Raw genomic sequence first — 24,453 nt, 5'->3', positions numbered from 1 at the left:
AAGGTATTCATTCTTGAATGCCTTTTTGCTTTTTGTAGCCTTTATTGTCGGTGAAATGGCATTTTATATTAAAAATAGTTCTATTGGTAATTAAATTATCGTAAAAATTAGTGTACTAAGTAAATTATATTTATATGATTAATATGTTCATTTATAGGTGAAAAGCTGTATTTTAAAGCTGTTTAAATCAACTATTATAAATCATTTTTTTTTAGAAAATAAGCTCTTTTTTCAAAAGTATTTTTTGTTTTAAATTCAATATTTTAACTAAATATTGTTTGTTTTAATTGAATTGTTTTAAGTTTTTTTTAAAAATTTAATATTTTTTTATGAATTCTTCACTTTAATTTAATGGGATATGTTTTGGAAAAATCGTATATTTCAACCGAAAAAACATAGTTAAATGAAGTACCTAAGCGCACAGTTAAAAAGATTTATTCAATTAGAAACAGCTTCAAGTATCATCCTCTTTTTAGCCTCAATTTTTGCTATAATTTGGGCAAATTCATCTTTTGGATATTTGTATGAAGAAATTTGGTTTAAAAAATTCACAATCGGTTTTGCAAATACAGATTTTCATCTATCAAAGTCATTAATATTATGGATTAATGATGGATTAATGGCAGTTTTCTTTTTTGTAATTGGCTTAGAGGTTAAACGTGAAATTTTAGCAGGAGAACTTACAACATTAAGAAAAGCCGCACTACCTGTTTTTGCTGCTTTTGGAGGAATGGCATTTCCTATATTAATTTTTGTTTTCTTAAATCAAGGTAAAATAGGAATTGAAGGTTGGGGAGTTCCAATGGCTACAGATATTGCTTTTACTTTAGGAATATTAAAGTTGTTAGGTAAAAGAGTTCCAATTGGTTTAAAAATATTTTTAACAGCATTTGCAATTGTAGATGATATTGGGGCAGTATTGGTAATTGCCGTTTTTTATAGTGCAAATATTCAATGGGATTTAATTGGTTATGCAATGTTATTAATTGCTGGTTTATCCTATTTAAGTTATAAAGAAGTATATTCTAAATACTTTTATTTTTTAATAGGATGTGTGGTTTGGATTTTGTTTTTAAAGTCTGGAATTCACCCTACTATTGCAGGAGTTTTAATGGCATTTACAATTCCAATTAATAGAAAAGTTAATATATCTCAATATTTAACAACAGTTAAACAACAATTGTCAATTTTTAAAGAAAAAACTGTAGATGAGAGTAAGTTGCTATCTTACGATCAAATACATGCTATTGATTCTATAGAAAATTGTTCTAAGAAAGTACACTCTCCTTTACAACACTTAGAGCATAATTTACACGGTTGGGTTTCATACTTAATTATGCCAATTTTTGCATTGGCAAATGCAGGGGTTGTAATAAGTTTTGCAGGTATTGAAGATGCAGCACATGTGGTTTATAATATTGCTTTAGCCTTAGTGTTTGGTAATACCATAGGTATTTTATTAATGAGTTTTATTAGTGTAAAACTAAAAATTGCAGATTTACCAGAGAATGTTAATTTTAAACAAATATTTGGTATCAGTATACTAGGAGGTCTTGGATTTACAATGTCTTTATTTATTGCTAATCTAGCTTATGTAGATGAAGGCGTAGTTGCTGCAGCAAAAATGGGAATTATAATTGGTTCTTTAGTTTCTGGTTTAATAGGTTATTTTGTTTTAAAATTTACCTTAAAACCAGTAAAATAAATTAAAACTGTTGTTTGTATTTATATTCAACAAATTTAAAATAGTTGAATAGTTTATAGTTAACATCTAAACCATAATCAATATTAAAATCGTAATCAATTACGTTTTCGTAGATATTTGGATTATAGGCTAAAGGGTTATTTACTCGTTTATTCCACTCAATTACATAAAATTTATTTTTTGTTTCGTAATAAGATTGTGAATAAAAGTTAGCCGGTTTAGCTTGGCTAAGTAAATATGTTTTAAAACCAGGATCTATAATAATAATCTCGTATTCTAAATCGTCATTAGCAATTCTAACAGCTTCATTTGGAAGTTGGGTAGTTGTTTTTGTTGTAGAACTACATCCAACAACAATAAAAAATGTAACTATAAAATAAATGATTTGTTTCATGATGGTTATTTTTTTGTTAGTTTTTTAAAATTTAAAACCGTCTAAAAAGTAAAACTATAGTTTGTTTAAAATAGTACAGAACCTCGAAATAATTAATAAATTGTAGAGTGAAGTTTGAAATAAGTTTTTAAATATGGTTTTAAGCTCTTTTTAGATGGTTTATTTACTATAATTTCTTTAATTCATACAAATCCTTGCGTCTATCTTTTAAGTTTCTTACACTTCCGAATTGATGTAATTGTCTTAATAGGTCTATATCAACATCGGCAATTAAAATCATTTCAGAATTTGGTGTAGCTTCTGCTTTTATTCCATTTGCAGGAAACGCAAAATCACAGGGTGTAAAAACCATAGATTGCGCATATTGAATATCCATGTTTTGAACTTTTGGAAGATTTCCAACACTACCTGCAATTGCTACATAACATTCGTTTTCAATAGCTCTGGCTTGCGAGCAATTTCTAACTCTTGAATAACCGTTTTGAGTATCTGTTAAAAATGGAACAAATAAAATATCCATGCCTTCGTCTGCAAGAATTCTGCTTAATTCTGGAAATTCAGAATCGTAACAGATTAAAATTCCAATTTTACCACAATCTGTATCAAAACTTTTTAATTCGTGCCCTTTTTGAAGTCCCCAAACACGTGCTTCATCTGGTGTTACGTGTAATTTTTCATACCTTTCGGTAGTTCCATCTCTTCGGCATAAATAACCTACATTGTAGAGTTTACCATTTTGCATTTCGGGCATACTACCCGTAATTATATTTATATTGTATGAGATGGATAGCTGCGAAAATTGTTTTACTATTGCTTCGGTATCTTTTGCAAGTTCTCTAATTGCTTCCGATTCGCTTAAATGGTTGTTTTTTGCCATTAATGGAGCATTAAAAAACTCAGGGAATAAAGCAAAATCTGATCGGTATCCAGAAACAGCATCTACAAAAAATTCTGCTTGAGTCATTAATTCTTCTAGGTCTTTATAAGGGCGCATTTGCCATTGAATTAAACCTAAACGAACTATTTTTTTTATAACAGAAGCCTTTTTAGATTTTTTTTCATAATAAATATTGTCCCATTCTAAAAGTACAGCATAATCGTTAGAAGCTTCATCTCCTTCTAAATAATTTTTTAAAACTTTTGTTGGATGAAAATCATTGGAAACCTGAAAATTTAAAACAGGATCGTGAATTTCTTTTCTTCGTACTTTAGAAATATATTCTTTAGGTGATAAAGTGTCGGAATATTTATGATAATTTGGAATTCTTCCGCCAAAAGCAACACCTCTTAAATTTAAGCGTTCGCATAATTCTTTTCTGTAGTCGTACAATCTTCGTCCAAGACGCAAACCTCTGTATTGTGGTTTAATAAAAACTTCAATTCCGTAGAGCACATCTCCGTCTGGTGTATGTGTGCTAAATGTATAATTTCCGGTAATTTCTTTATAAGAATGGTGGTCGTCAAAGCTATTATAATCTACCATAATAGCCAATGCACAACCAGCAATTTGATCGTTAACTTTTATTACAACTTGCCCTTCAGGAAAACGGTCTATTAGTGTTGCAATTTGGTGTTCTTTCCAAAAAGAATCTGGCATAGTTACGTAAGAATCTATCATTACTTCTTTCAGTTCTTGATAATCATCTAACGTAAGATATGTTAATTCTATATTTTCTATATCTTTCATTTTTTTGTAGTAAATAGTTTTAAATAAGAAAGATATAAGTAAAAATATCTTGTAATCCTTATGTTATTTACAAAGTAAAATTAGATAATATTTTTGATTATTGAATTATTTTTTTAGAAATAAAAACCTTGAAAAGTTTGTTGTTTTAAAACCATTTTTTTCGTTTAAAATAAGAGAGCATAATTATAAAAATAACAATTATAATACCCCAAAAAGCAGCATAACCCCATTTCCAAGTTAGTTCTGGAATGTTAGTAAAATTCATGCCATAAATTCCTGCTAAGAAAGTAAGTGGTATAAAAATAGTGGAAACCACGGTTAGTGTTTTCATAACTTGATTCATTCTATGACCTTGTATTGAAAAAAATAAATTAATATTACTTTCAAGTCTTGTTTCAATTTTATCGCAATTGTCTAAAAGCGTTAAACATATATCTTTAATTTCAAAAAAGTATTTTAGATGTTTTTGTTCAATAAGATTAAAGGGTTCTCGTTCAATTTTTGTTGCAAAATCGCGGATTGGAATAATTGTTTTTTTAATAGTATGCAATTGTCTTTTGTAGATTTCTATAGTGTTTAAAATTTCAGGAGAAGGGTCTTCATTAATGTCTATAAGCGCTATATTTTCAATTTTATCTTCAATACTGTCAATTGTTTTAAAATAATTATCTAAAATAGATTCAAGCAAAAGGAAGAGTAAAAAATCTGAAGTTCTTTCGCGCGAAATACCAATATTTTCTCTTAAACGATGTCTTACATGTTCAAAATGATCTGCTTTTTTTTCTTGAAATGAGATTAAAAAGTTTTTCCCTAAAATAAAACTTAATTGTTCGGCTTCTATATCTACATTGTCTGTAGGTAATAACGATTTTATTGTAAAAAATAAGTAATTTTCATATTGTTGAAATTTTGGTCGTTGATTTACATCTAAAATATCTTGAATTACTAAATTGTGAATTCCAATTTTTTTACAAATGCTATTTATTTGTTTTACATCGTGAATTGCGTGCGTATTTAACCAATATTTTTTGGTTTCATCTGTAAAGCCAATGAAATCTTTTTCTAAAAAGTCGGTAATTTCAAGCAATTCATTTTGGTTGTAACTAAAAAGTTGCATCTTAAAATCTTCGGTATATTTTGTACCTGTAAAAATGAGATTTTGCGGGTTAGACTTTTTTCTAGTTAGTTTTTTTTTACCCATTTTTGGTTTTTTTTTAAGATGATTTATTTTTGTTGTAAGTAATCTAAAAGTATAAAATTAATTTAACTTTTTAATAAAAGCAGCAGCCAATTAAATTTAAATCATAATTTGGGCTATTACTTTTAAACTATATTATATTTGTAAATGTGAACATCTCTTTTTTTAAGGTATAATAAAATAGATGTTTCTTAGGCTTTTAAATAATAAGTAGAAATAGATGAAAGGAGTTGTAACAAAATCAACTGGAAGTTGGTATACTGTATTTGACGAAAATGGTGGTACTATAGATTGTAGATTGAAGGGGAAATTTAGAATTAAAGGAATAAAAAGTACCAATCCGGTTGCGGTTGGAGATGCTGTTACATTTGAATTTGAAGAAGGTAAAGAAACTGGTGTAATTAATAAAATAATTGATAGAAAGAATTATATTATTCGTAAATCTGTAAATCTTTCTAAGCAAACGCATATAATTGCAGCAAATGTTGATATTGCCTTTTTATTAGTAACTATTGATAATCCGCCAACGTTTACAGGTTTTATAGATCGTTTTTTAGCTACTGCTGAAGCTTATAATATTACAACAGTAATTTTGTTTAATAAATTAGATATATATACAGACGAAGAATTAGAGAAACTTGCAGTTTTAGATGCAATTTATACAGATATAGGCTACAAGTGCATTGCTATTTCTGCAACAAAGAAAGTTGGTGTAGCTGAGGTAAAATTATTGATGAAAGATAAAACTACTATGTTTTCAGGGCATTCAGGTGTTGGAAAATCTACCTTAATAAATGCTATTGAACCAAGCTTAAATTTAAAAACAAAAGAAATTTCTAAACAACATAAGCAAGGTATGCATACAACTACATTTGCAGAGATGTTTCATTTAAGTTTTGGCGGATTTATTATAGATACCCCAGGAATTAAAGGTTTTGGAGTGGTAGATTTTGAGCCGAATCAAATAACAGATTATTTTCCAGAGTTTTTTAGGTTGAAATCGGAATGTAAATTTAATAATTGTTTGCATATAAACGAACCTAAATGCGCTATAAAAGAAGCTGTAGAAAATGGTGAAATTGCCTATTCGCGTTATACTAGTTATTTGCAAATGGTTGAAGGAGATGAAGAACATTATAGAACAGATATTTATGGTTAGACAAGTTAAAAGTTGTAAAGTTCTAAAGTCAAAAAGTTTATAGGCAGCGGCTAAACGGAGTAGAAACCAAAGCCTAAAGTTAAACAAAATTTAAGTAATTTTTTGGTTAGTTGAAGGTGTATGCTAGAAGACAGAATAGTAAACAATTTTACAATAATAAAAAATAATGAAAGCAGTAATTCAAAGAGTTATAGAAGCTTCGGTTACAATTGAAGGAAAAGTAGTAAGTGAAATTAAAAGCGGATTGCTTATTTTAGTTGGAATTGTAGCTGAGGATACAAAAGAAGACATAGATTGGTTGGTAAAAAAAATTATAAACCTTAGAATTTTTAATGACGAAAATGGTGTTATGAATACTTCATTAAAAGATGTTGATGGAGAAGCAATTATTGTCAGTCAATTTACGCTACAAGCTAGTACAAAAAAAGGAAACAGACCTTCTTATTTAAAAGCCGCAAAACCTGTAATTGCAATTCCGTTATACAACCAGTTTGTAAATCAATTTGAAAAAGAGTTAGCTAAAAAAGTTGGAACAGGAGAATTTGGAGCAGATATGAAAGTTGCTCTTATAAATGATGGACCTGTAACTATTATAATAGACACTAAACAAAAGGAGTAGATTTATACTTAAATTAATTAAGGTTGATAATTATCAAGGTTTTTTCATAGAATTTTTTGTTCTTTTATATAAAATTAATTTCTATGAAAAAATTAAGAAGTGCCCCATTCTATTTTTTGCTTTTTTTTACCTTATTTTCCTTCTCACAAAACCTTAATTTTAATATTTCGAAAATACCAGATAGCCTTAAGAAAGATGCTAATTCTGTAATTAGATTTGAAAATTTTTCGTTGGATATTCAATCTCAACGTCAAATGACTTATAGTGTTGATGCAGCGATTACGATTTATAATAAATTAGCTGATGAATTTGCTGATATTACAATTTATTACAATAAAGGTACAGATATAAAAAATGTAAAAGCTTATGTTTACAATGCAAGTGGTAAAGAAATAAAGAAAATAAAAAAAAGTGATTTTAAAGATTTTAGTGCTTCTGGAGGAGCCTTGTATTCGGATAATAGAGCGTTGTATTATAATTATACTCCGATAGGTTACCCTTATACAATTCATTATACTTATGAGGTAAAAACATCGAATACAGCATTTATTCCTCCTTGGTTCCCAGTAGATTCTTACAGGCAAAGCGTTCAAAAATCTAGTTATACTATAAAATGTCCCTCAGATATAGTTCTTCGAAAGTCTGAAAATAATTTCATGGATTATCAAATAAAAAAAACAGAGGGATCAGAGATTTTAAAATATTTCATACAAAATGTGCCAGCAGAAGATTCAGAACCTTATTCACCTTCAATAAGAGAATTGGTGCCTAATGTTAAATTTGGAGTAAATAAATTTAATTTGGAAGGTATTGATGGTGAGGCAAATAATTGGAGCGAATTTGGTAAATGGTATTATAATAATTTGCTAAAAAGTACATTCGATTTACCAGAATCTACAAAAAAAGAAATACAAAACTTAACAAGTGTAACTGAAAATCCAATTGAAAAGGCCAGGATTGTTTACAATTATGTGCAAGATAAAGTTAGGTATATAAGTATTCAAGTTGGTATTGGGGGTTTTAAACCAATGTTGGCTAGTGAGGTTGATAAATTAAGTTATGGAGATTGTAAAGCGTTAACAAACTATACTAAAACATTATTAGATGCAGCTGGTGTTGCATCAAATTATACATTAATTTATGGAGATAGGACAAAGAGAGATATTGATAATGAATTTTTGTCACATCAAGGAAATCACGCAGTTTTAAATATACCAACTAATACCGGAGATTTATGGTTAGAGTGTACAAGTCAAAAAACTCCTTTTGCTGAAGGAGGAGACTTTACAGACGATAGAAATGCGCTTGTTATTTCGCCAGAAGGAGGAGAAATTAAACGTACAAAAATATATGATGATAAAGAAAATCATCAAAAAATTATTGGAAAGTATATTTTAAATAATAATGGAGCCATTAAAGCAATTGTTAATATGGTTTGCTCAGGAATTCAATTCGACAATCATATATATTATGAAGGAGCTACAAGTAAAGAGCTAGATAAATTATATAAAGAGTTTTGGAGTAATATAAACAATATTACAATTGATGCTATTGCTATTAAAAATAATAAAGAAGAAGGGAGGTTTGAAGAATCAATAAGATTTTCGGCTATTAATTATGGATTGATTAGCGGTGAGCGAATGATTGTTCCAATAAATGCATTTAATGTATTTGAGGGTGTGCCTAAACGTATTAGAAATCGTAAACTACCAATAGTTTTAAGTAGAGGGTTTTATGATGTTGATGAAGTTGAAATTGAGCTTCCTGATGATTATAAGATTGAAGCAATAGCTGAAAGCGTAGAGATTGATAGTAAATTTGGGATGTATAAATTAACTATTGAAAAAGTTTCAGATAAAATTTTAAAATATAAGCGAGAGATTCTTATAAAAAGTGGGAATTATCCGAAAGAATTTTATGATAATTTTCGTGATTTTTTAAAAAAAATAGCAAAAAATGATAAATCAAAAATAGTTTTATTAAAAAAATAAATATGAAAAAGTTAGTATTAATTATTATAGTTGGAATTGTATTTTTTCAAATTAGTTATAGTCAAAATTATAAATTTGGAAAAGTTTCAAAAGAAGAATTACAAGAGCAGGCGTACCCATTAGATTCAACAGCTAATGCGGCTTATTTATATAAAAAAAGATTAACGTATACAACTTTAAATGCTGCTGGTATTGTGCTTGTTACAGAGGTGCAAGTAAGAATGAAAATATATAATAAAGAAGGGTTTGATTGGTCCACAGTGTCTATTAATTTATATGGAGACACCAAATCTAATAGTGAAAAAGTATCTAATATAAAGGCAGTTACTTATAACTTAGTAGATGGAAAAGTTCAAGAAATGGAATTAGATAAAAAAGCTATTTTTTATGAAAAACAAAATGAATCATTAAAGGTTCAGAAATTCACTATGCCAAATGTAAAAGAAGGCTCTGTATTAGAGTGGTCTTATAGAATATTTTCACCTTATATTTCAATTATTGATGATATTGTTTTACAAGAAGAAATTCCAATTAAAAAATTTGAAGCTAAAATTAATCTGCTTGAGTGGTTTTATTTCAACAAACGCCAAAAAGGATATTATCCATTTAAAGTAAATCAATATTCAGATTATAATAGTGAATTAAAAACTAACGATAAGGTAGTTGAAGTACTTGAAGAAAATATTCCAGCACTAAAAGCCGAACCTTATGTAAATAATATGAGTAATTATGCATCTGCTTTGCAATTGGAAGTAGCCTCTCTATCTGCACCAGAATATGGAATGTTTGAAAATTATGCAACAAGTTGGGATGAAATAGCTAAGACAATACTAAAAAGTTCATCTTTTGGAGGTGAATTAAAAAAAACTAAACACTTAAAAGAAGATATAGATAAATTAAAAGCTATATTAAAAACAGATCAAGCCAAAATTTTAGGCGCATTAGAATTTGTAAAAAGTAAGATAAAGTGGAATGGGAATTATAGCCAATATGCAGAAAAAGGTTTAAAAAAAGCATATTCTGAAGGTAGTGGAAATATTGGAGATATTAATTTAACTCTAGTTGTAGTTTTAAGAGAATTAGGTGTTAATGCAAACCCAGTTTTAGTAAGTACTAGAAAACATGGTGTTCCAATATCACCAACAAATAGAGGTTTTAATTACGTTATTGCATTGGCAGAAACCGAGAATGGTAAATTTTTAGCTGATGCATCAGAAAAATATAGTTTAGTAAATGTATTGCCTTTAAGAGTGTTAAATTGGCAAGGTACAATTATTAGAGACGATAAAACCGTTGATTTTATAAATTTAGCAACTTCAATACCTTCTATCAAAGAGTTTAATTTAAATTATAAAATTACTGATGAAGCTGTAATTGAAGGTATAACAATGGTTAGATATGAGAATTTGTCAGCAATTAATTATAGAAATGAAAATGTAGGTCTAGAAAAAGAAGCATTGATAAGTGATATTGAACAGTATAATGATGATATTGAAATATTAAACTATCGAGTTTCAAATTTAACTGAAATTTCAAAACCAATTAATGAAGTTTATCAATTTGAAAAAGAAGATGGTGTAGAAGTAATTGGGAACAATATGTATTTAACACCTATGTTATTTTTATCGGAAAAAGAAAATCCATTTAAATTAGAAAAAAGAGAATATCCAATAGATTTTGGAACTCCTTGGGAAAAAAGAATAACAACAGGAATTGAAATTCCAGAAGGTTATAGTGTTGAGTCTCTGCCAGAAGATATAGCAATTGTATTGAATGATGAAATTGTGAAGTTTATTTATACAACTAAACAAGTTGGTAATAAGATTGTAGTAAAGTCATTAATCGATGTTAAAGAAGGTATAGTGCCAGTTCATAATTATCAAGAAATTAGGGAACTTTATAAAATAATAGTAGCTAAAAACTTAGAAAAAATAGTGCTTAATAAACTATAAATTAAACGTTATAGAAGTATATATATATATTATTTTGTATAATTGTACTAAACTTAAAACTACTTAAAAATGAAAAAACACATTGTATCAATCTTAGTATTATCTATACTTTTTATTTCTTGTAAAGAGAAAGCAAAAGAAGAAAAAACTGAAACAGCTCCTAAAGCAGCAATTGAACAAGTTGCGGACGCAAATTACACAGCAAATACAGAAACTTCGGTATTAAATTGGAAAGGTTTTAAACCTACAGGAATGCACAATGGTACCGTAGCAATTAAAACAGGTTCTTTAAAAGTAAATGAAGGAAAATTAATTGGAGGTGATTTTGTGTTTGATATGAGTTCAATTACAGTTTTAGATATTCCAGCAGAAGAAGATTCTAACGGAAAATTAAAAAGTCATCTAGAAAGTAAAGACTTTTTTGATGTAGCAAATAACCCAACAGCAACATTTGTAATTACAGAAGTTACTGAAGGTGAAGCTACTTTAGTTAAAGGAGATTTAACAATTAAAGGAATTACTAAAAGTATTGAGTTTCCTGCAAGTTTAACCACTACTGAAACTGGAGTGAAATTAACAGGAGCTACTTTTAAAATTGACAGAACTGAGTTTAACATTCAATACAAATCTCAAAAATTCTTCGATAATTTAAAAGATAAATTTATTAATGATGAATTTGAAATTTCTTTTGAAGTGAATGCTTCAAAATAAAAGTTTAGTATTTAATAAATAAAAATAGTATAAGAAAGCCTGAATTTTAAATTCGGGCTTTTTTTATGTCAATTTATAAATGGCATTTTCTTTAACCATACTCATTACAAAATTGCTTTGTACATTTGAAACTGACTCTAAAACAGATAGTTTATTCTTTAAAAAAAATTGATAAGATTTAATATCTGGAACTGTAATTTTTAATAAATAGTCGAAATTACCAGCAATGTGAAAACAGCCAACTACCTCTGGCATTCTTTCAACAGCATTTTCAAATTGAGTTATTAATTTCTTAGAGTGTACTTGAAGGGTAACTTGACAAAAAACCACCAAATTTAAACCTATTTTTTCTCTGTTTATTTCAGCTTTATAATGGGTAATTATTCCTGATTTTTCGAGACGTTTAATTCTATCATATGTTGGAGTTGAGGTAAGTCCAATTTTTAGTGCAATTTCTTTTATATTCATTTTAGAATTTTGTTGTAAAAGCATTAATATTTGATTGTCAATGGAGTCAATTTTATTCATAAAAAGTAATTTTTACTAAAATTAATAAAAAGAATTATTTTAATGGTGTTTAATTCTTTATTTTTTTAATATTTCAGAATATAATAGTGTTATTGTAAAATTATTCAGAAATTATAGTTTTAAACTGGTATTTTTAAAGTGATTTTAATATTAAAAAACAGTTGACATATGAGTAATAAACCAGCAAATAACATTCAAGATTTACAATACTTTGGAGAATTTGGAGGCGTAAATCCTTCAATTTCAGATTCAGCAACCTACACTTTTTTACATGCTAAAACTATGCTTGATACTTTTGAGGGTCATGCAGAAGGTTGTTATTTGTATTCACGACATACAAGTCCGAGTAATTTATTTTTAAGTGAAGCCTTGGCTGCTATGGAGTTTACAGAAACAGCCAATGTAGCCGCTTCTGGAATGGGAGCAATAACATCTGTTTTTTTGCAAGTTTGCAATGCGGGAGATCATATTGTATCAAGTAGAACCATTTATGGAGGAAGTTATGCTTTTCTAAAAAACTTTGCTCCAAAATTTAATATAGCGACTACTTTTATTGATATTACATCGCTAGAAGCAATAGAAAATGCAATAACTACACAAACCAAAATGATTTATTGTGAGGCAATTAGCAATCCTTTATTAGAAATAGCAAATATTGCTAAATTGTCTAAAATAGCAAAAAAATACAATATTTTATTGGTGGTAGATAATACTTTTTCTCCTTTGGTAATTTCTCCTCAAAAGTTAGGTGCAGATATTACAATTCATAGTTTAACAAAATTTATAAATGGAACAAATGATACCGTTGGAGGTGTGGTTTGTGGTAGTCAAAAATTTATAGATAGTTTGCGAAGTGTAAATGATGGAGCTGCTATGTTATTAGGCCCGGTAATGGATAGTTTACGTGCTTCTAGTATTTTAAAAAATTTAAGAACACTTCATATTAGAATGAAGAAACATAGTGAAAATGCCTTGTATTTAGCAGAACATTTTGAAAAAGACGGATTAAAAGTTGTTTATCCAGGTCTTAAAAGTCATCCAGATCACCAATTATTTAAAACAATGCATAATAAAGAGTATGGTTTTGGTGGAATTTTAACTATTGATGTTGGAAATTTAAACAAAGCCAATGAATTAATGGAGTTGATGCAACATGAAAATTTAGGTTATTTAGCCGTAAGTTTAGGTTTTTATAAAACGTTATTTAGCGCTTCAGGAACAAGTACTTCCTCTGAAATTCCTGAAGAAGAACAAGAAAAAATGGGACTTTCAGAAGGTATTGTTCGTTTTTCTATTGGGTTGGATAATGATATTGAACGTACTTACCGTGCCATGAGAATGTGTATGAAAAAAGTAGGAGTTTTATAAAATTATATTCTTTTTATTTTTTCCTTAGCCTCATTTATTAAGTTGAATGGGGCTTTAAACTTGTGTAAAGTTTCAATTTTCCGTATTATTACACATCCAAAAATAGTACATGCAAGAAAATAACAATACACCTACCTCTGAAGATAAAGATATTATAAATAATTTAGAACTAAATTTTTTAGAAGCACTTATACCTGTAGTTGCTTTAATGGCAATGTTAGCGTATAATATTTTTTACGCAGACGGAGTTTTGTTGGGTGATTATTCAAATCAGTTTATCTTATTGCTTGGAGGTTTAATTGCTGCAGTAGTTGGCTTTTTTAATAAAGTTAATTTTAAAGCAATGGTTGTTGAAATAATAGACAATTTAAAAAGTGTTTTTATACCAATATTAATTTTATTTTTGGTAGGTGCTTTGGCAGGAACCTGGCTTGTTAGTGGTATTATACCAGCAATGGTTTATTATGGATTACAAGTTTTAACACCTTCAATATTTTTACCAGCATCTGTTATAATAGCAGCTTTAATATCGATAGCTACAGGAAGTTCTTGGACTACTTCAGCAACAGTTGGTATTGCATTGGTTGGTATTGGAACTGCTTTGGGGATACCTACAGGTATTATAGCTGGAGCAGTAATTTCTGGGGCGTATTTTGGTGATAAAATGTCTCCACTTAGTGATACAACTAATTTGGCTCCTGCAATGGCAGGAACCGATTTATTTACCCACATAAGGTATATGACAATTACTACTGTACCAACAATTATAATAACCCTAATTGTTTTTAGTATTATTAGTTTTAATATTGATACTTCTGGAAATGCTGATGTAAGCGGTTTATTAAATACTATTAATAATACATTTCAAATCTCACCTTATTTATTTATTGTACCAGTTGCTGTAATTATTTTAATTGTTACTAAAACAAAACCATTAATTGCTCTTGGAGTAGGAGTGCTGTTAGCCGCGGTTTTTGCATTTATTTTTCAATCAGAGATATTGGGTAGTTTATCAGATTCTAATTTTAAATCAATTATAAATGCCATTTTTATTGATACTGAAATAATAACAGATAACGAAAAACTTAACGAGCTTTTTAGTTCAGGAGGAATGCAAGGAATGCTTTGGACTATATATCTTATTATTTGCGCTATGGTTTTTGGAGGAATTATGGACGCCATTGGAGCTTTAACCAGAATTACCGATGCTTTATTAAAAGTTGCTAGTTCTGTATTTGGATTGTTTGCAAGTACGGTTATAAGTTGTTTGGGGTTAAATGCAATTGCATCCGATCAGTATTTAGCAATTGTAATTCCTGGAAAAATGTTTAAACAAGCCTATGAAGATAAAGGTTTAGCACCAGAAAATTTAAGTAGAAGTTTAGAAGATTCTGGTACGGTTACTTCAGTTTTAATACCTTGGAATACCTGTGGAGCGTATCAATCTACGGTTTTAGGTGTAAGCGTAGCAGATTATTTTGTGTATGCCATATTTAATTGGTTAAGTCCATTTATGACATTGCTTTTTGCTGCATTAGATATTAAAATAAAACAATTAGGCGAAAAATAATTAGTTGTTTTGCCATTAGAATATATTTATTAAAGACTTACATATTAAAGCCTGTTAGAAGTTGAAATTATAGTTCAGCATAAACGGACGTTATTCTATAATATTTTTATCATAGATATCTAAAGCTATTAAATAAAGAAGTTCCAAACCAATCCAAAGCGTACAGTTAAATCACGATACGGGTAGTTTGGTGCACTGTAATAGTTTCTTCCAGTAAAACTAGCTCCAAAATTTTCAACTTTAAAAAATATGCGAGTTCTACGTACTTGCATATTAAAAAAGAAATCTAAGATTGGGAAATTTCCAATTTCAGCATCATTTTGTAAAACAAACTCACTTAAAAGTGGGTCATAGGCGTTTGCTTTAAATGCTGTAAAATATTTAAAAGTAACTCCTGTTTGTAAGTATAAAGGTTTTCCTTTAAATACATAATTTGCGTAATACAAGGTATTTCTAGTAATTATTTGAGGTACATGAAAAAATGATTCACCTTCTGTAACGTGTTGATACATTACTGTGTTGTCTAATGTGAAATTTCTATATGTAAAATATTGATTTGCTTTTACTTTAATATAATTTAAAGTTTCTTTTGCTTGCGTAGGACTAGATATTGTGTCAAAATACGTGTAGTTATCTATTAAATTATAAGAAGCATTTATGCTACCCCATTTATTTAATTTAAATTCAACTCCAGCATTTTTTATTTCTTCATTATCAAAATTATTTTTCCAATTGTAATCTTTATAAGCACTTTGGAATAACAATTTATTTAAACTAGGTGATTTTGAAGTAACTTCAGCATATCCTTTAATACTAAAAATACTATCTTTTTTATAGCCTACAGAAGCTTTTATAGAGTTACCTGTTAAATCTCCAGAAATCACTGAGGTAGCATCGGCTTTAATATTTAAATTACCAATATTAGCGTTCCAATCAGCTCCTGCAGAAAATACATTTCCTTTTAATTTATCTGAAATTGTAAGGGTGTCTAGATATAAAATACTATTGTAATGGTAATTGTATTTATAATGATTTGCTTTGGCTCTTAAAGTTCCTGTATATGGTGTGTATAACTCGAAATAGAGTTGGTTTTCCATATTTTGATAAGAGGTGTGGTCGCTAATAGATGTTTCGAAAGAATCTCCAAAATAACTACCAGAAGCAGCTTTATCAAATCTATAATGTTTGGTTTCATACATAAAAGTATGGCCTATTTTTGCTACTAGATTGTCTTTAATATTTTCAATAGAATCTAGTTTACTAATTTTAACTTTTGAAGAATCTTTAGCTGTTTCACCATGTGCTATTTTATTCTTTTGGTTAAGAGCAAGTGCTTTTTTTTCTTCGAGTTCAGAAATTTTATCTTTCTTTTTAATAGAATCTTGTTGTTTTAAATCAGCTGTTGTTAGTTCTTTTTTAGTTAAAGGAGGCAAAGTGTCTTTTAGAACAGTAGTTGTTTCAAGAGTTTTAACCAATGTAGAATCTTCAGGTTTAATTGCTATAACTGTATCTAATGCGAATTTATTACCATTTAATTCGGTAATAAAATCTTTGGTTTTAATACCTGTTGTAATAAGTTCTTTATTAGTTAAAAGGTTTATAGAGTCTTTATATAGAGAATCTGCAATTTTAAGAGCTTTTATTTTATTTATAGAATCTGCCTTTCTTTGTGCTATTAATAATTCGCTCTTTTTGTGTTTTTTAATAAGTTGATTTTTTTTAGAAAAAAGAGTCATACTGTGGTTTATATAATATCTTTTTCCTTCAAACATAGTTTCTGCATCTGTAAAATTAACCTCTAAACGTCCACGATCGGTATAATTAGGGTCATTAGCTTCAAAATAGTCTATAGATTCTTGTGGTAAACCTCCATTTTCTTCATTCATTAAGTCAAAAGAGTAAAAGTGTCCTTTTAAATAATAGTTTTTGTTTTTAGAATGGTAATTAAAGGTTGTTCTAAAGTTACCGTGGCTTGCTAAAGATTGTCTGTATTTTCCTAAAGACCGCAAACCTTTGTATGCTAAAGAAAAATTAAATCTAGGAGAGGTGTTCATTGTTAAAAATGCATCTAAAACTTGCCCTTGTTCTAATCCAGTTCTATAGGTAAATTGTGAGGTTGGAGTTGGTACTTTGTAATATTTTATAGCATCTACATTGTAATAATTATATTGTTTGGCTTCCATTCCCATTTTTGGAAATAAAGAATTATTCTCAAAATCAGCATCTAACTTGTTAAAAGTTTGACCTTGATTATTAAAAGGTAATAATTCAAAATTATCTTTTCTTATATAATTAAATATAAAATCTTTTTTTAGCGTTAATGTGGTATCTATAATTGTAGTGTCGTTATCTATAGAAAAAAGTCTAAAGTCTGTGTACTTTGTTTTTCCACTAAGCTTCACATTTGTTTGCCCACTAAACGAAGTACTATCTGTTTGATATAAACCATTGTCTCGATCGGGCATAATTACTTGTGCCGAAATATTTAAAAAAGAAAACCCTAAAAATAATATTACTAATACTTTTTTCATAAAATATATAAAGCTGCAAAGGTAATTATTTGAACGAAAATAATAACAGTAAATTGTAATGATAACTTTTATTAATTTTGGAATGTTATTTTTGTGCAATGGGACTTAAAAAAAGGTATTTAAAAAATTCGATAGAAGTTGGTACAGATGAAGCCGGAAGAGGCTGTTTAGCTGGGCCAGTTGTAGCTGCAGCTGTAATTTTACCTGAAGATTTTGAACACCCTTTATTAAACGATTCTAAACAATTAACCGAAAAACAGCGAGAATTATTACGTCCTTTTATAGAAAAAAATGCGTTGGCTTATGGTGTTTCGTATATAAATGAGCAAAAAATAGATGAAATAAATATTTTACAAGCTTCAATTTTAGCAATGCATAACGCTATAGAAAAGCTTTCTATAACTCCAGAACACATAATTGTAGATGGAAATAAATTTAAACCTTTTAAAAATATTCCTCATAAAACAATAGTAAAGGGTGATGCTAAATTTATGAGTATTGCAGCGGCTTCTGTTTTAGCAAAAACATATAGAGATGCGTTTATGCAAAAAATAGATGTAGAATTTCCGGTGTATTCTTGGAAAAAAAATAAAGGCTATCCTACAAAACAACACAGAGCAGCCATTAGAGAATTTGGAATTACACCATACCATAGAAAGTCATTTCGGTTACTTCCTGAACAGTTAAAGTTAGATTTTACCGCTACTAAATAGGTCTATTTGTAATTTAAATAGTGACATTAAGTGGTTTTCAAAATAAAATAGCGTAAAATACTACCTAAAATTGTATCGAGAAGTGTTTTTAATTTTAAAAGTTTTCTTTTTGTAGAATATAAATTACATTTGTTTTCCTAAAAAAAAGAACTAATGATAAAACGTACTAGAGCTTCAATTACAAAATTTATAATTCATAAAGTTGGAAATAAATTTAATAGTGCAACCAATATTTTTTCTGAAGATGTAGTTACTTTTGATGAAGAAAGTTATGAGTTAATGAAGCCTTTTTTATTGAAACCCTTTGGAAATGTTGCTGAAAGTTTCCGTTTTAATCACCACGCAAATATAGAATTAAACGAAATTAACAATTATTCTAATGAAATTTTTACAGATGAATCAACTTTTGTTGATGTGTCTAAACATATTGTTAATCACTTGTTTGAACAATCTAATTCTGCACAAATTAAAGTTGGAGATGTAATAATTGCACTTATTGAAGATATTGAGTACAATGAAGTTGTAACCAATGCTGTAGGAATTTTTAAAATTGAAAATAAAATAAATTTCTTTCAAACTTTTATGGAAAAAGATAGTTTAGATGTCTTTGTTCAGAAAGGAATTAGTACAAAAAAATTAGATAAAGGATGTCTTATTATTAACTCTTCAGATGCTGAAGGAAGGGTGGTTTTAAGTGTAGATACCAATAATTACGATGCGCAATATTGGGTTAAAAACTTTTTAAATGTAAAATATGCCGATGACAGTAACCAGCATACTCAAAATTACATAGAAATGTGTAAAGAATTTTCTGAAGAAGTGATAAAAGAAGATTTTGGTGTACAAGAAAAGTCGAAATTCTTAGCTAAAACAGTTGACTTTTTTAAAGAAAATGAAGATGTAAATATTCACGATTTTAAAGATGAGGTTTTTGAAGAAAATGAAGATTTTAAACCTTTGTTTGATAATTATAAAAAACAATTCGAAGAAATTAACGATGTGTTGGTTAGAAATCAGTTTGCAATTTCAGATATTGTTCTTAAAAAACAGAAACAAAAAATTAAAACTGAAATTAAATTAGATACTAATATTCAAATTAAATTAGATATTGATGCTCCAGATGCTTCAAGTGAATACTTAGAAAAAGGCTATGACGAGGAGAAAAAAATGAAATTTTATAAAGTATTTTATAACGAAGAAGATTAGATTTTGAAAAGTTTCAAAGGGACAAAGTTTTAAAGGTAAATTTTTTCGTCAATGCGAATTTTATTTTTTTAGTAAAATGTGGCAGTCTTAAAGTTGCAGAAGTTTAAAGAGACAAAGTTAACTTCCGTCATGCAAAATTTATTTCAGCACTTCATCTTGTTATTTCAAAAAAAAAAGGATTGTTAAAATATGATGTCTTAACCTACAAACTCAACTTCAAACAACGCTGTAAAATGCTTTAAAATTTTAGCTTTAACTTCTTCTAAATCTACTTTTCTATTTAATTCAGCTTCTAAAGAAGTGACAGCTTTTCCTCTAATTCCACAAGGAATTATATTGTCAAAATAGCCTAAATCTGTATTTACATTTAGTGCAAAACCGTGCATAGTAACCCATCTGCTAGTTCTAACACCCATAGCACAAATTTTACGTGCAAAAGGAGTGCCTACATCTAGCCAAACACCGGTTTCTCCTTTACTGCGTTCAGCTTTTACACCGTATTCAGCCAACGTTTTAATAACAATTTCTTCTAAAAATCGTAGGTATTTATGAATATCACTAAAAAAATTGTCTAAATCTAAAATTGGGTAGCCTACTATTTGTCCAGGTCCGTGGTAAGTAATATCGCCGCCTCTGTTAATTTTATAAAAAGTTGCACCTTTTTGTTGAAGTTGGCTTTCATTTAGTAATAAATTACTTAAATCGCCACTTTTACCTAAAGTATATACGTGCGGGTGTTCAACAAATAGAAAATAATTTGGAGTTTTAATTGTGGTTTCGTTTCTACGATTACTAATTTTTAGATCAATAATACCTTGAAATAATTTTTCTTGATACTCCCAAGTTTCTTTATAATCTTTTAAACCTAAATCTTGTAATTTAACTTTTTGCATTAGTTATCTGGGTTGTTATTAATAATTAAAGCGGCAATAACACCAGGAATCCAACCTAAACAGGTTAAAATAAATACAATAATTAAAGAACCACAGCCTTTATCTATCACAGCTAATGGTGGAAAAATGATACAAAGTAATACTCTAAAACAGCCCATAATTATTTTTTTCAAAGTTCTTAAAATTATATGACGCATACAACGTTAATTTGTAACAGCTAATTGTAATTAAAATGTATTTTTGTTAAATGTCTATTGAAGTAAAAAATATTACCAAGTTTTATAAAGATCAAAAAGCATTAAATAATGTTAGTTTTTCTTTAAATAAAGGAGAAATAGTTGGGTTTTTAGGTCCAAACGGAGCAGGAAAATCGACTATGATGAAAATTATTACCGGATTTATACCTGCTTCTGAAGGAGACGTTTTAGTTAACGACTGTAAGGTAAACACTAATAAATTAGCGGCTCAAAAGCATATTGGTTATTTGCCAGAGCACAATCCGCTTTATTTAGAAATGTATGTTAAAGAGTATTTGTTGTTTAATGCTTCAATTTATAAAATTGCAAAAGATGAAGTTGAAAAAATAATAAATAAAGTAGGTTTAATGCCAGAAGCTCATAAAAAAATTAAGCAACTCTCTAAAGGGTATAGACAACGAGTTGGGCTAGCGGCAGCTTTATTACACAATCCGGATGTATTAATTTTAGATGAACCAACTACAGGGTTAGATCCTAATCAATTAATAGATATTAGAAATTTAATTAAAGAAATTGGTAAAAATAAAACAGTGCTTTTTTCAACACATATTATGCAAGAGGTAGATGCCATTTGCGACCGTGTTATTATAATTAATAAAGGTAAAATTATTGCTGATGAAAATTTAATTGAATTGAAAAAAAATCAGGAACAAGTTATAGAGGTTGAATTTGATTTTAAAATTGAAAAACAATTTATTAATACCATTCCTCATTTAAAATTTGCTGACAATGTGCACGACACTAGTTGGTTGTTAACATTTAATACATCAAAAGATATGCGCCCCTCTGTTTTTGATTTTGCGCATGATAATGGCTTAAAAACACTTAAATTAAATACAAAAAATAAAAATTTAGAAAGTTTGTTTCACGAGTTAATACCAAAGTAAATTCTACTTGTTCACTTAGCGGATTTGAAGTGTAAACTAAACTCCACACTTAACAAAAATAGATGGCTGTTTCCATAGGTATAACAAGCCTTTTTTGAGCTAAAGTATTATGTTTATTTAAAAATTAATTTTCCTTTACTAAGTACTTCTACTTCTACAATAGGAGGTTTATTGTAGCAAATAACATTTCCAACAGAATGTATAGAGCCTTTTATGCTTTCGGTAGGATTAACTAGTATATCATTAGAGCTTACGTGAAATAAATTGACGTGCTTAACTTCATAATTTTGTCCTTCAAACCTCGAATCGCCATCAGAAAAATAGAGTGTTAAATTATCACTTGTTCCATTTATATAAAAGTTTGGAATTCCATTAGTTAAAATGGTTAGATTTTGGTTATTTATATTTAAATACCAATCGCCAATCGCTAAAAATTCATTTTTTACACCAGTAGATTCTAAGTATAATTTAGGGTATGTTAGTATGCCATCGGAGGTAACATTAAGTTCTGAGGCATTTCTAATTTCTGTAATATTTGGAGAGGTAATATACACTTTGGTAATGCCGTAATCTCTAAAAAAGTTGCACGTATTATGGTTTGTTAATATTATTTGATCATCAACTATTTCAATTTCAATATCTGGCATTAAATTTTTACCAGTTTCTACAACTACTTTTTGTGTTGGTCCTTCCTTAATTATTAATTCAATTTTTTTGTTTACCAAAATTCTAGTGAATGAAGCAACATCAAATTCTTTTTGAATTATATCGCCAGCAGTTTGTAAACAATCTCCAGCATCTTCACTATTGCAACTAAAAAGTGTAATTAAGCAAAATATGTATAGTATTTTTTTCATAAATTTAGTTCGTTACTGTTTAAAATTTATAGCCAAAACCTATTTCCAAGGCTTCAGCTCTAAATAAATTTATTTTCATAGTTACTTCAGAAAACAAATGTTTTCCTAATTTATATTTTAATCCAAAACGCTCGTAAACTCTACTAACATAAGGAAAAGGGTAATAAATTGTATATCCTATTTGTGAAATAAATGAAAAATTATTTTGAATTAATTCGTGTCCAACAAATAGACCAATTCTAGCATAATCATTTTCATTGTAATTTTTTCCTTCCTCTAAATTTTTAATTTTAATATGATTTTTTAAGAATTCTGATTTAAAATAATCTGTTCCAAATGTAAAGGTAGAAAAGTTGTTAATAGTTTTACTTGCATAAAAAGTAACAGCGTAAAAGGGAAATAAACCACTATCAATTTCTAAAGATTCGTTATAACCACCACGTAAAATTAGGTTGAAATATAATTTTTTATCAAGTATACTAGTGTTTTCTTGTTGAGGGGGTGTTTTTAAAGGATCTAGCAAGTAATTTAAACTTAAATGAAGGTTTATGGTATTGATTCCTAAATTAGGATTTTTAAATGCAATATTAGAAAAATGAATTAAACTAAGACCTGTATTTAGACTTAAACGCTCTTTATTTAATAATTTAAGAAATTGTAATTTTAAGTATGCTGAAGCTAATAATTTAGATCCAATAGCATGGTTATTTGGGTTGGAAATTGCATTGTAAGATTTTGTGGCATAGCCCACACCAAATGCTGCTATAAGTTTAAGATTAGAGGTAGCAGTGTTTTTTAATTTATAATTAAAGTGTCTGTAGCCTCCAAAAACTTCACCCAAAACATCTGAATTAAAATTTTGATATAGAAAAGAAAAACCTCTTTTTGGATAATTGTATAGTTTATTAAATGTGCTGTTTTTGGTACTGTTATTATTTATGCTAAGCAATACTCCGTACGAATTACCATCTATGGCTTTTTTTAGTTTTTTATCGTGTTCAATAGGTCTTCCATAAAAGAAATCCATTTGAACGGTATTGTGTTCTATGGTTGTTGCTGTTTGTGAACTTACCAAAACAGTAAATAAGAGGAAAAACGTTAAAATTAGATTTTTCATAAATATATTTTAAAGTCGTATTCCCACTCCAAATTCTACAGTTTCAGCATCAGCAGCATGTGCTTTTAAGCGTATAGAAGCAAACCATTTATTGTTTATATATCTTTTTAATCCAAGGGTTTCATAGACTCTTCCGTGGTATTCAAAAGGATATTTTACATAATAACCCAATTGAGTTTCAATAGATAATTTATTAATAAATAATTCATGTCCAATAAAAACTCCAACTCTAGAAAAATCTGAAGTTTCTTTTAAATTGGTGTGTGGTATCGTTAAATTTAATTCGTAATAATCTTTTAATATGGGTGAAATAAATAGTTCGGTTCCAAGTTGAAGTGCAGATAATCTGTTTAAACGTTTGTCTGCATAGGCTGAAAACACAAAAAATGGTTTCATTCCACTACCAATTATTTCAGATTCATTTACACCACCTCTAATAGCAAAATTGTATTTAATAGGTTCTGTAAATTCTTTACTTTCTGAAGATGGTATATAATGTGGTAATTGCGGTGTTGATAAATTGTAATTTAAACCTAAAGTGGCAGCCCAAACATTCATGCCTGAATTGGGAGATTTTACATTAGAATTTGAAGCGTGAATAAATGTTAAACCAGCATTTAAACCTAGGTTGTTTAGTATATTTTCTCTTTGAAAATACAATTTAAAGTAGGTGCTAGAATTTAAATGTGTACCAAAGGCTGTATTTTTGTTGTTTGTTTCTTTATTATATGGGTTTGTAACATAAGCCAAGCCAATTCCTGTTCTTAAAATTAATTGGTTGGGAGAAGTTCTATTGGTGAAATAAAAATTATAATGACCGTAAACTGAATATAATTTACCAACTATGTCTGATTTATAGTCTTGATATCCAATGGAGTATCCGAAATCTGGATAATTATAGTGCTCTTGCCAATTTTCTTCTCCATAAGTTCGTTTGTTGTAACTTATAAAAAAACCAGTTGGATGCCCTTGTATTAAAACCGTAGCATCTGGATTTTGGCGTAATATATTTCCGTAAAAATAATCTGCTTGAAAGTACGATGAATTTGATTGGCTAAAACTAGCTGTAAAGCTGAAAATTAAAAAGATAAAAATGGTTTTTTTCATAAA

General features: G+C 28.3%; 21 protein-coding genes. 11 read left to right on the top strand and 10 right to left on the bottom strand.

Annotation, left to right across the window (positions count from 1 at the left end):
- Positions 1-403 precede the first annotated feature (403 nt).
- Positions 404-1,705: a Na+/H+ antiporter NhaA gene (nhaA, locus tag MKD41_RS09025; protein ID WP_240241971.1), complete on the top strand. Its 1,302-nt coding sequence runs from the start codon at positions 404-406 to the stop codon at positions 1,703-1,705.
- Between the two features lies 1 nt (position 1,706).
- Here the strand turns inward: nhaA and MKD41_RS09020 are convergent, their stop codons facing one another.
- From MKD41_RS09020 to corA, 3 genes are all read right to left on the bottom strand, one after another.
- Complete coding sequence (locus tag MKD41_RS09020) at positions 1,707-2,099, bottom strand: DUF6146 family protein (protein WP_240241970.1); 393 nt, start codon at positions 2,097-2,099, stop codon at positions 1,707-1,709.
- Between the two features lie 166 nt (positions 2,100-2,265).
- Positions 2,266-3,786, bottom strand: coding sequence for a carbon-nitrogen hydrolase family protein (locus MKD41_RS09015; protein ID WP_240241969.1), 1,521 nt, complete (start codon positions 3,784-3,786; stop codon positions 2,266-2,268).
- A 145-nt stretch (positions 3,787-3,931) separates the two neighbouring features.
- Positions 3,932-4,987, bottom strand: a complete 1,056-nt coding sequence (corA, locus tag MKD41_RS09010; protein ID WP_240241968.1) for a magnesium/cobalt transporter CorA — start codon at positions 4,985-4,987, stop codon at positions 3,932-3,934.
- 217 nt (positions 4,988-5,204) lie between these two features.
- Between corA and rsgA the strand changes: the two genes are divergently transcribed.
- From rsgA to MKD41_RS08985, 5 genes are all read left to right on the top strand, one after another.
- Complete coding sequence (rsgA, locus tag MKD41_RS09005) at positions 5,205-6,143, top strand: ribosome small subunit-dependent GTPase A (protein ID WP_240241967.1); 939 nt, start codon at positions 5,205-5,207, stop codon at positions 6,141-6,143.
- A gap of 166 nt (positions 6,144-6,309) precedes the next feature.
- Positions 6,310-6,762: a D-aminoacyl-tRNA deacylase gene (gene dtd / locus MKD41_RS09000; protein WP_240241966.1), complete on the top strand. Its 453-nt coding sequence runs from the start codon at positions 6,310-6,312 to the stop codon at positions 6,760-6,762.
- An 83-nt stretch (positions 6,763-6,845) separates the two neighbouring features.
- The gene (locus MKD41_RS08995) at positions 6,846-8,753 is read left to right on the top strand and encodes a DUF3857 domain-containing protein (protein WP_240241965.1); all 1,908 of its coding nucleotides are present in this window, start codon (positions 6,846-6,848) and stop codon (positions 8,751-8,753) included.
- Between the two features lie 2 nt (positions 8,754-8,755).
- Positions 8,756-10,705: a DUF3857 domain-containing protein gene (locus tag MKD41_RS08990; RefSeq protein WP_240241964.1), complete on the top strand. Its 1,950-nt coding sequence runs from the start codon at positions 8,756-8,758 to the stop codon at positions 10,703-10,705.
- A 69-nt stretch (positions 10,706-10,774) separates the two neighbouring features.
- Positions 10,775-11,416, top strand: a complete 642-nt coding sequence (locus MKD41_RS08985; protein ID WP_240241963.1) for a YceI family protein — start codon at positions 10,775-10,777, stop codon at positions 11,414-11,416.
- 63 nt (positions 11,417-11,479) lie between these two features.
- On the opposite strand, the gene MKD41_RS08980 is transcribed toward MKD41_RS08985, so the two are convergent.
- Entirely contained in the window at positions 11,480-11,944 is a 465-nt protein-coding gene (locus MKD41_RS08980; RefSeq protein WP_240241962.1) for an Lrp/AsnC family transcriptional regulator, read from the bottom strand.
- Between the two features lie 168 nt (positions 11,945-12,112).
- Between MKD41_RS08980 and MKD41_RS08975 the strand changes: the two genes are divergently transcribed.
- Together MKD41_RS08975 and nhaC are read left to right on the top strand one after the other, a co-directional pair.
- Entirely contained in the window at positions 12,113-13,312 is a 1,200-nt protein-coding gene (locus tag MKD41_RS08975; protein WP_240241961.1) for an aminotransferase class I/II-fold pyridoxal phosphate-dependent enzyme, read from the top strand.
- 109 nt (positions 13,313-13,421) lie between these two features.
- A complete protein-coding gene (nhaC, locus tag MKD41_RS08970) occupies positions 13,422-14,882 on the top strand; it encodes a Na+/H+ antiporter NhaC (protein ID WP_240241960.1) in 1,461 nt (486 codons plus the stop codon).
- Positions 14,883-15,010: 128 nt separating this feature from the next.
- Here the strand turns inward: nhaC and MKD41_RS08965 are convergent, their stop codons facing one another.
- The gene (locus tag MKD41_RS08965) at positions 15,011-17,413 is read right to left on the bottom strand and encodes a putative porin (RefSeq protein WP_240241959.1); all 2,403 of its coding nucleotides are present in this window, start codon (positions 17,411-17,413) and stop codon (positions 15,011-15,013) included.
- 98 nt (positions 17,414-17,511) lie between these two features.
- On the opposite strand from MKD41_RS08965, the gene MKD41_RS08960 reads away from it, so the two are divergent.
- Together MKD41_RS08960 and MKD41_RS08955 are read left to right on the top strand one after the other, a co-directional pair.
- Entirely contained in the window at positions 17,512-18,126 is a 615-nt protein-coding gene (locus MKD41_RS08960) for a ribonuclease HII (protein WP_240241958.1), read from the top strand.
- Between the two features lie 153 nt (positions 18,127-18,279).
- Entirely contained in the window at positions 18,280-19,332 is a 1,053-nt protein-coding gene (locus tag MKD41_RS08955) for a nucleoid-associated protein (protein WP_240241957.1), read from the top strand.
- 197 nt (positions 19,333-19,529) lie between these two features.
- Here the strand turns inward: MKD41_RS08955 and lipB are convergent, their stop codons facing one another.
- Positions 19,530-20,225 (bottom strand): lipoyl(octanoyl) transferase LipB, encoded by a 696-nt coding sequence (lipB, locus tag MKD41_RS08950; RefSeq protein ID WP_240241956.1) that lies wholly within the window; start codon positions 20,223-20,225, stop codon positions 19,530-19,532.
- A complete protein-coding gene (locus tag MKD41_RS08945; protein WP_240245023.1) occupies positions 20,225-20,383 on the bottom strand; it encodes a YqaE/Pmp3 family membrane protein in 159 nt (52 codons plus the stop codon). The genes lipB and MKD41_RS08945 overlap by 1 nt, the downstream gene beginning before the upstream one ends.
- 89 nt (positions 20,384-20,472) lie before the next feature.
- On the opposite strand from MKD41_RS08945, the gene gldA reads away from it, so the two are divergent.
- Positions 20,473-21,369 (top strand): gliding motility-associated ABC transporter ATP-binding subunit GldA, encoded by an 897-nt coding sequence (gldA, locus tag MKD41_RS08940; RefSeq protein ID WP_240241955.1) that lies wholly within the window; start codon positions 20,473-20,475, stop codon positions 21,367-21,369.
- A gap of 113 nt (positions 21,370-21,482) precedes the next feature.
- Here the strand turns inward: gldA and MKD41_RS08935 are convergent, their stop codons facing one another.
- The 3 genes from MKD41_RS08935 to MKD41_RS08925 are packed head-to-tail and all read right to left on the bottom strand — an operon-like array spanning position 21,483 to position 24,450.
- Positions 21,483-22,226: a head GIN domain-containing protein gene (locus MKD41_RS08935; protein ID WP_240241954.1), complete on the bottom strand. Its 744-nt coding sequence runs from the start codon at positions 22,224-22,226 to the stop codon at positions 21,483-21,485.
- Between the two features lie 19 nt (positions 22,227-22,245).
- Complete coding sequence (locus MKD41_RS08930; RefSeq protein ID WP_240241953.1) at positions 22,246-23,343, bottom strand: acyloxyacyl hydrolase; 1,098 nt, start codon at positions 23,341-23,343, stop codon at positions 22,246-22,248.
- Between the two features lie 9 nt (positions 23,344-23,352).
- Complete coding sequence (locus MKD41_RS08925) at positions 23,353-24,450, bottom strand: acyloxyacyl hydrolase (protein WP_240241952.1); 1,098 nt, start codon at positions 24,448-24,450, stop codon at positions 23,353-23,355.
- Positions 24,451-24,453: the final 3 nt, after the last annotated feature.

This window comes from Lutibacter sp. A64 (assembly GCF_022429565.1).
In the GTDB taxonomy this organism is placed as follows: Bacteria; Bacteroidota; Bacteroidia; order Flavobacteriales; family Flavobacteriaceae; genus Lutibacter.
Note: the sequence above shows the minus strand (reverse complement) of the source record. Positions and strands in the feature narration are given on the sequence as shown.

What these genes read in the sequence shown, in the direction of transcription:
- MKD41_RS08925 (WP_240241952.1), bottom strand. Translation starts at nt 24,450, where the DNA reads ATGAAAAAAACCATTTTTATCTTTTTAATTTTCAGCTTTACAGCTAGT.
- MKD41_RS09020 (WP_240241970.1), bottom strand. Translation starts at nt 2,099, where the DNA reads ATGAAACAAATCATTTATTTTATAGTTACATTTTTTATTGTTGTTGGA.
- rsgA (WP_240241967.1), top strand. Translation starts at nt 5,205, where the DNA reads ATGAAAGGAGTTGTAACAAAATCAACTGGAAGTTGGTATACTGTATTT.
- MKD41_RS08975 (WP_240241961.1), top strand. Translation starts at nt 12,113, where the DNA reads ATGAGTAATAAACCAGCAAATAACATTCAAGATTTACAATACTTTGGA.
- nhaA (WP_240241971.1), top strand. Translation starts at nt 404, where the DNA reads ATGAAGTACCTAAGCGCACAGTTAAAAAGATTTATTCAATTAGAAACA.
- MKD41_RS08990 (WP_240241964.1), top strand. Translation starts at nt 8,756, where the DNA reads ATGAAAAAGTTAGTATTAATTATTATAGTTGGAATTGTATTTTTTCAA.
- MKD41_RS08935 (WP_240241954.1), bottom strand. Translation starts at nt 22,226, where the DNA reads ATGAAAAAAATACTATACATATTTTGCTTAATTACACTTTTTAGTTGC.
- MKD41_RS08995 (WP_240241965.1), top strand. Translation starts at nt 6,846, where the DNA reads ATGAAAAAATTAAGAAGTGCCCCATTCTATTTTTTGCTTTTTTTTACC.
- lipB (WP_240241956.1), bottom strand. Translation starts at nt 20,225, where the DNA reads ATGCAAAAAGTTAAATTACAAGATTTAGGTTTAAAAGATTATAAAGAA.
- MKD41_RS08960 (WP_240241958.1), top strand. Translation starts at nt 17,512, where the DNA reads ATGGGACTTAAAAAAAGGTATTTAAAAAATTCGATAGAAGTTGGTACA.
- MKD41_RS08985 (WP_240241963.1), top strand. Translation starts at nt 10,775, where the DNA reads ATGAAAAAACACATTGTATCAATCTTAGTATTATCTATACTTTTTATT.
- MKD41_RS08945 (WP_240245023.1), bottom strand. Translation starts at nt 20,383, where the DNA reads ATGGGCTGTTTTAGAGTATTACTTTGTATCATTTTTCCACCATTAGCT.
- gldA (WP_240241955.1), top strand. Translation starts at nt 20,473, where the DNA reads ATGTCTATTGAAGTAAAAAATATTACCAAGTTTTATAAAGATCAAAAA.
- MKD41_RS08980 (WP_240241962.1), bottom strand. Translation starts at nt 11,944, where the DNA reads ATGAATAAAATTGACTCCATTGACAATCAAATATTAATGCTTTTACAA.
- MKD41_RS08955 (WP_240241957.1), top strand. Translation starts at nt 18,280, where the DNA reads ATGATAAAACGTACTAGAGCTTCAATTACAAAATTTATAATTCATAAA.
- dtd (WP_240241966.1), top strand. Translation starts at nt 6,310, where the DNA reads ATGAAAGCAGTAATTCAAAGAGTTATAGAAGCTTCGGTTACAATTGAA.
- nhaC (WP_240241960.1), top strand. Translation starts at nt 13,422, where the DNA reads ATGCAAGAAAATAACAATACACCTACCTCTGAAGATAAAGATATTATA.
- MKD41_RS09015 (WP_240241969.1), bottom strand. Translation starts at nt 3,786, where the DNA reads ATGAAAGATATAGAAAATATAGAATTAACATATCTTACGTTAGATGAT.
- MKD41_RS08965 (WP_240241959.1), bottom strand. Translation starts at nt 17,413, where the DNA reads ATGAAAAAAGTATTAGTAATATTATTTTTAGGGTTTTCTTTTTTAAAT.
- MKD41_RS08930 (WP_240241953.1), bottom strand. Translation starts at nt 23,343, where the DNA reads ATGAAAAATCTAATTTTAACGTTTTTCCTCTTATTTACTGTTTTGGTA.
- corA (WP_240241968.1), bottom strand. Translation starts at nt 4,987, where the DNA reads ATGGGTAAAAAAAAACTAACTAGAAAAAAGTCTAACCCGCAAAATCTC.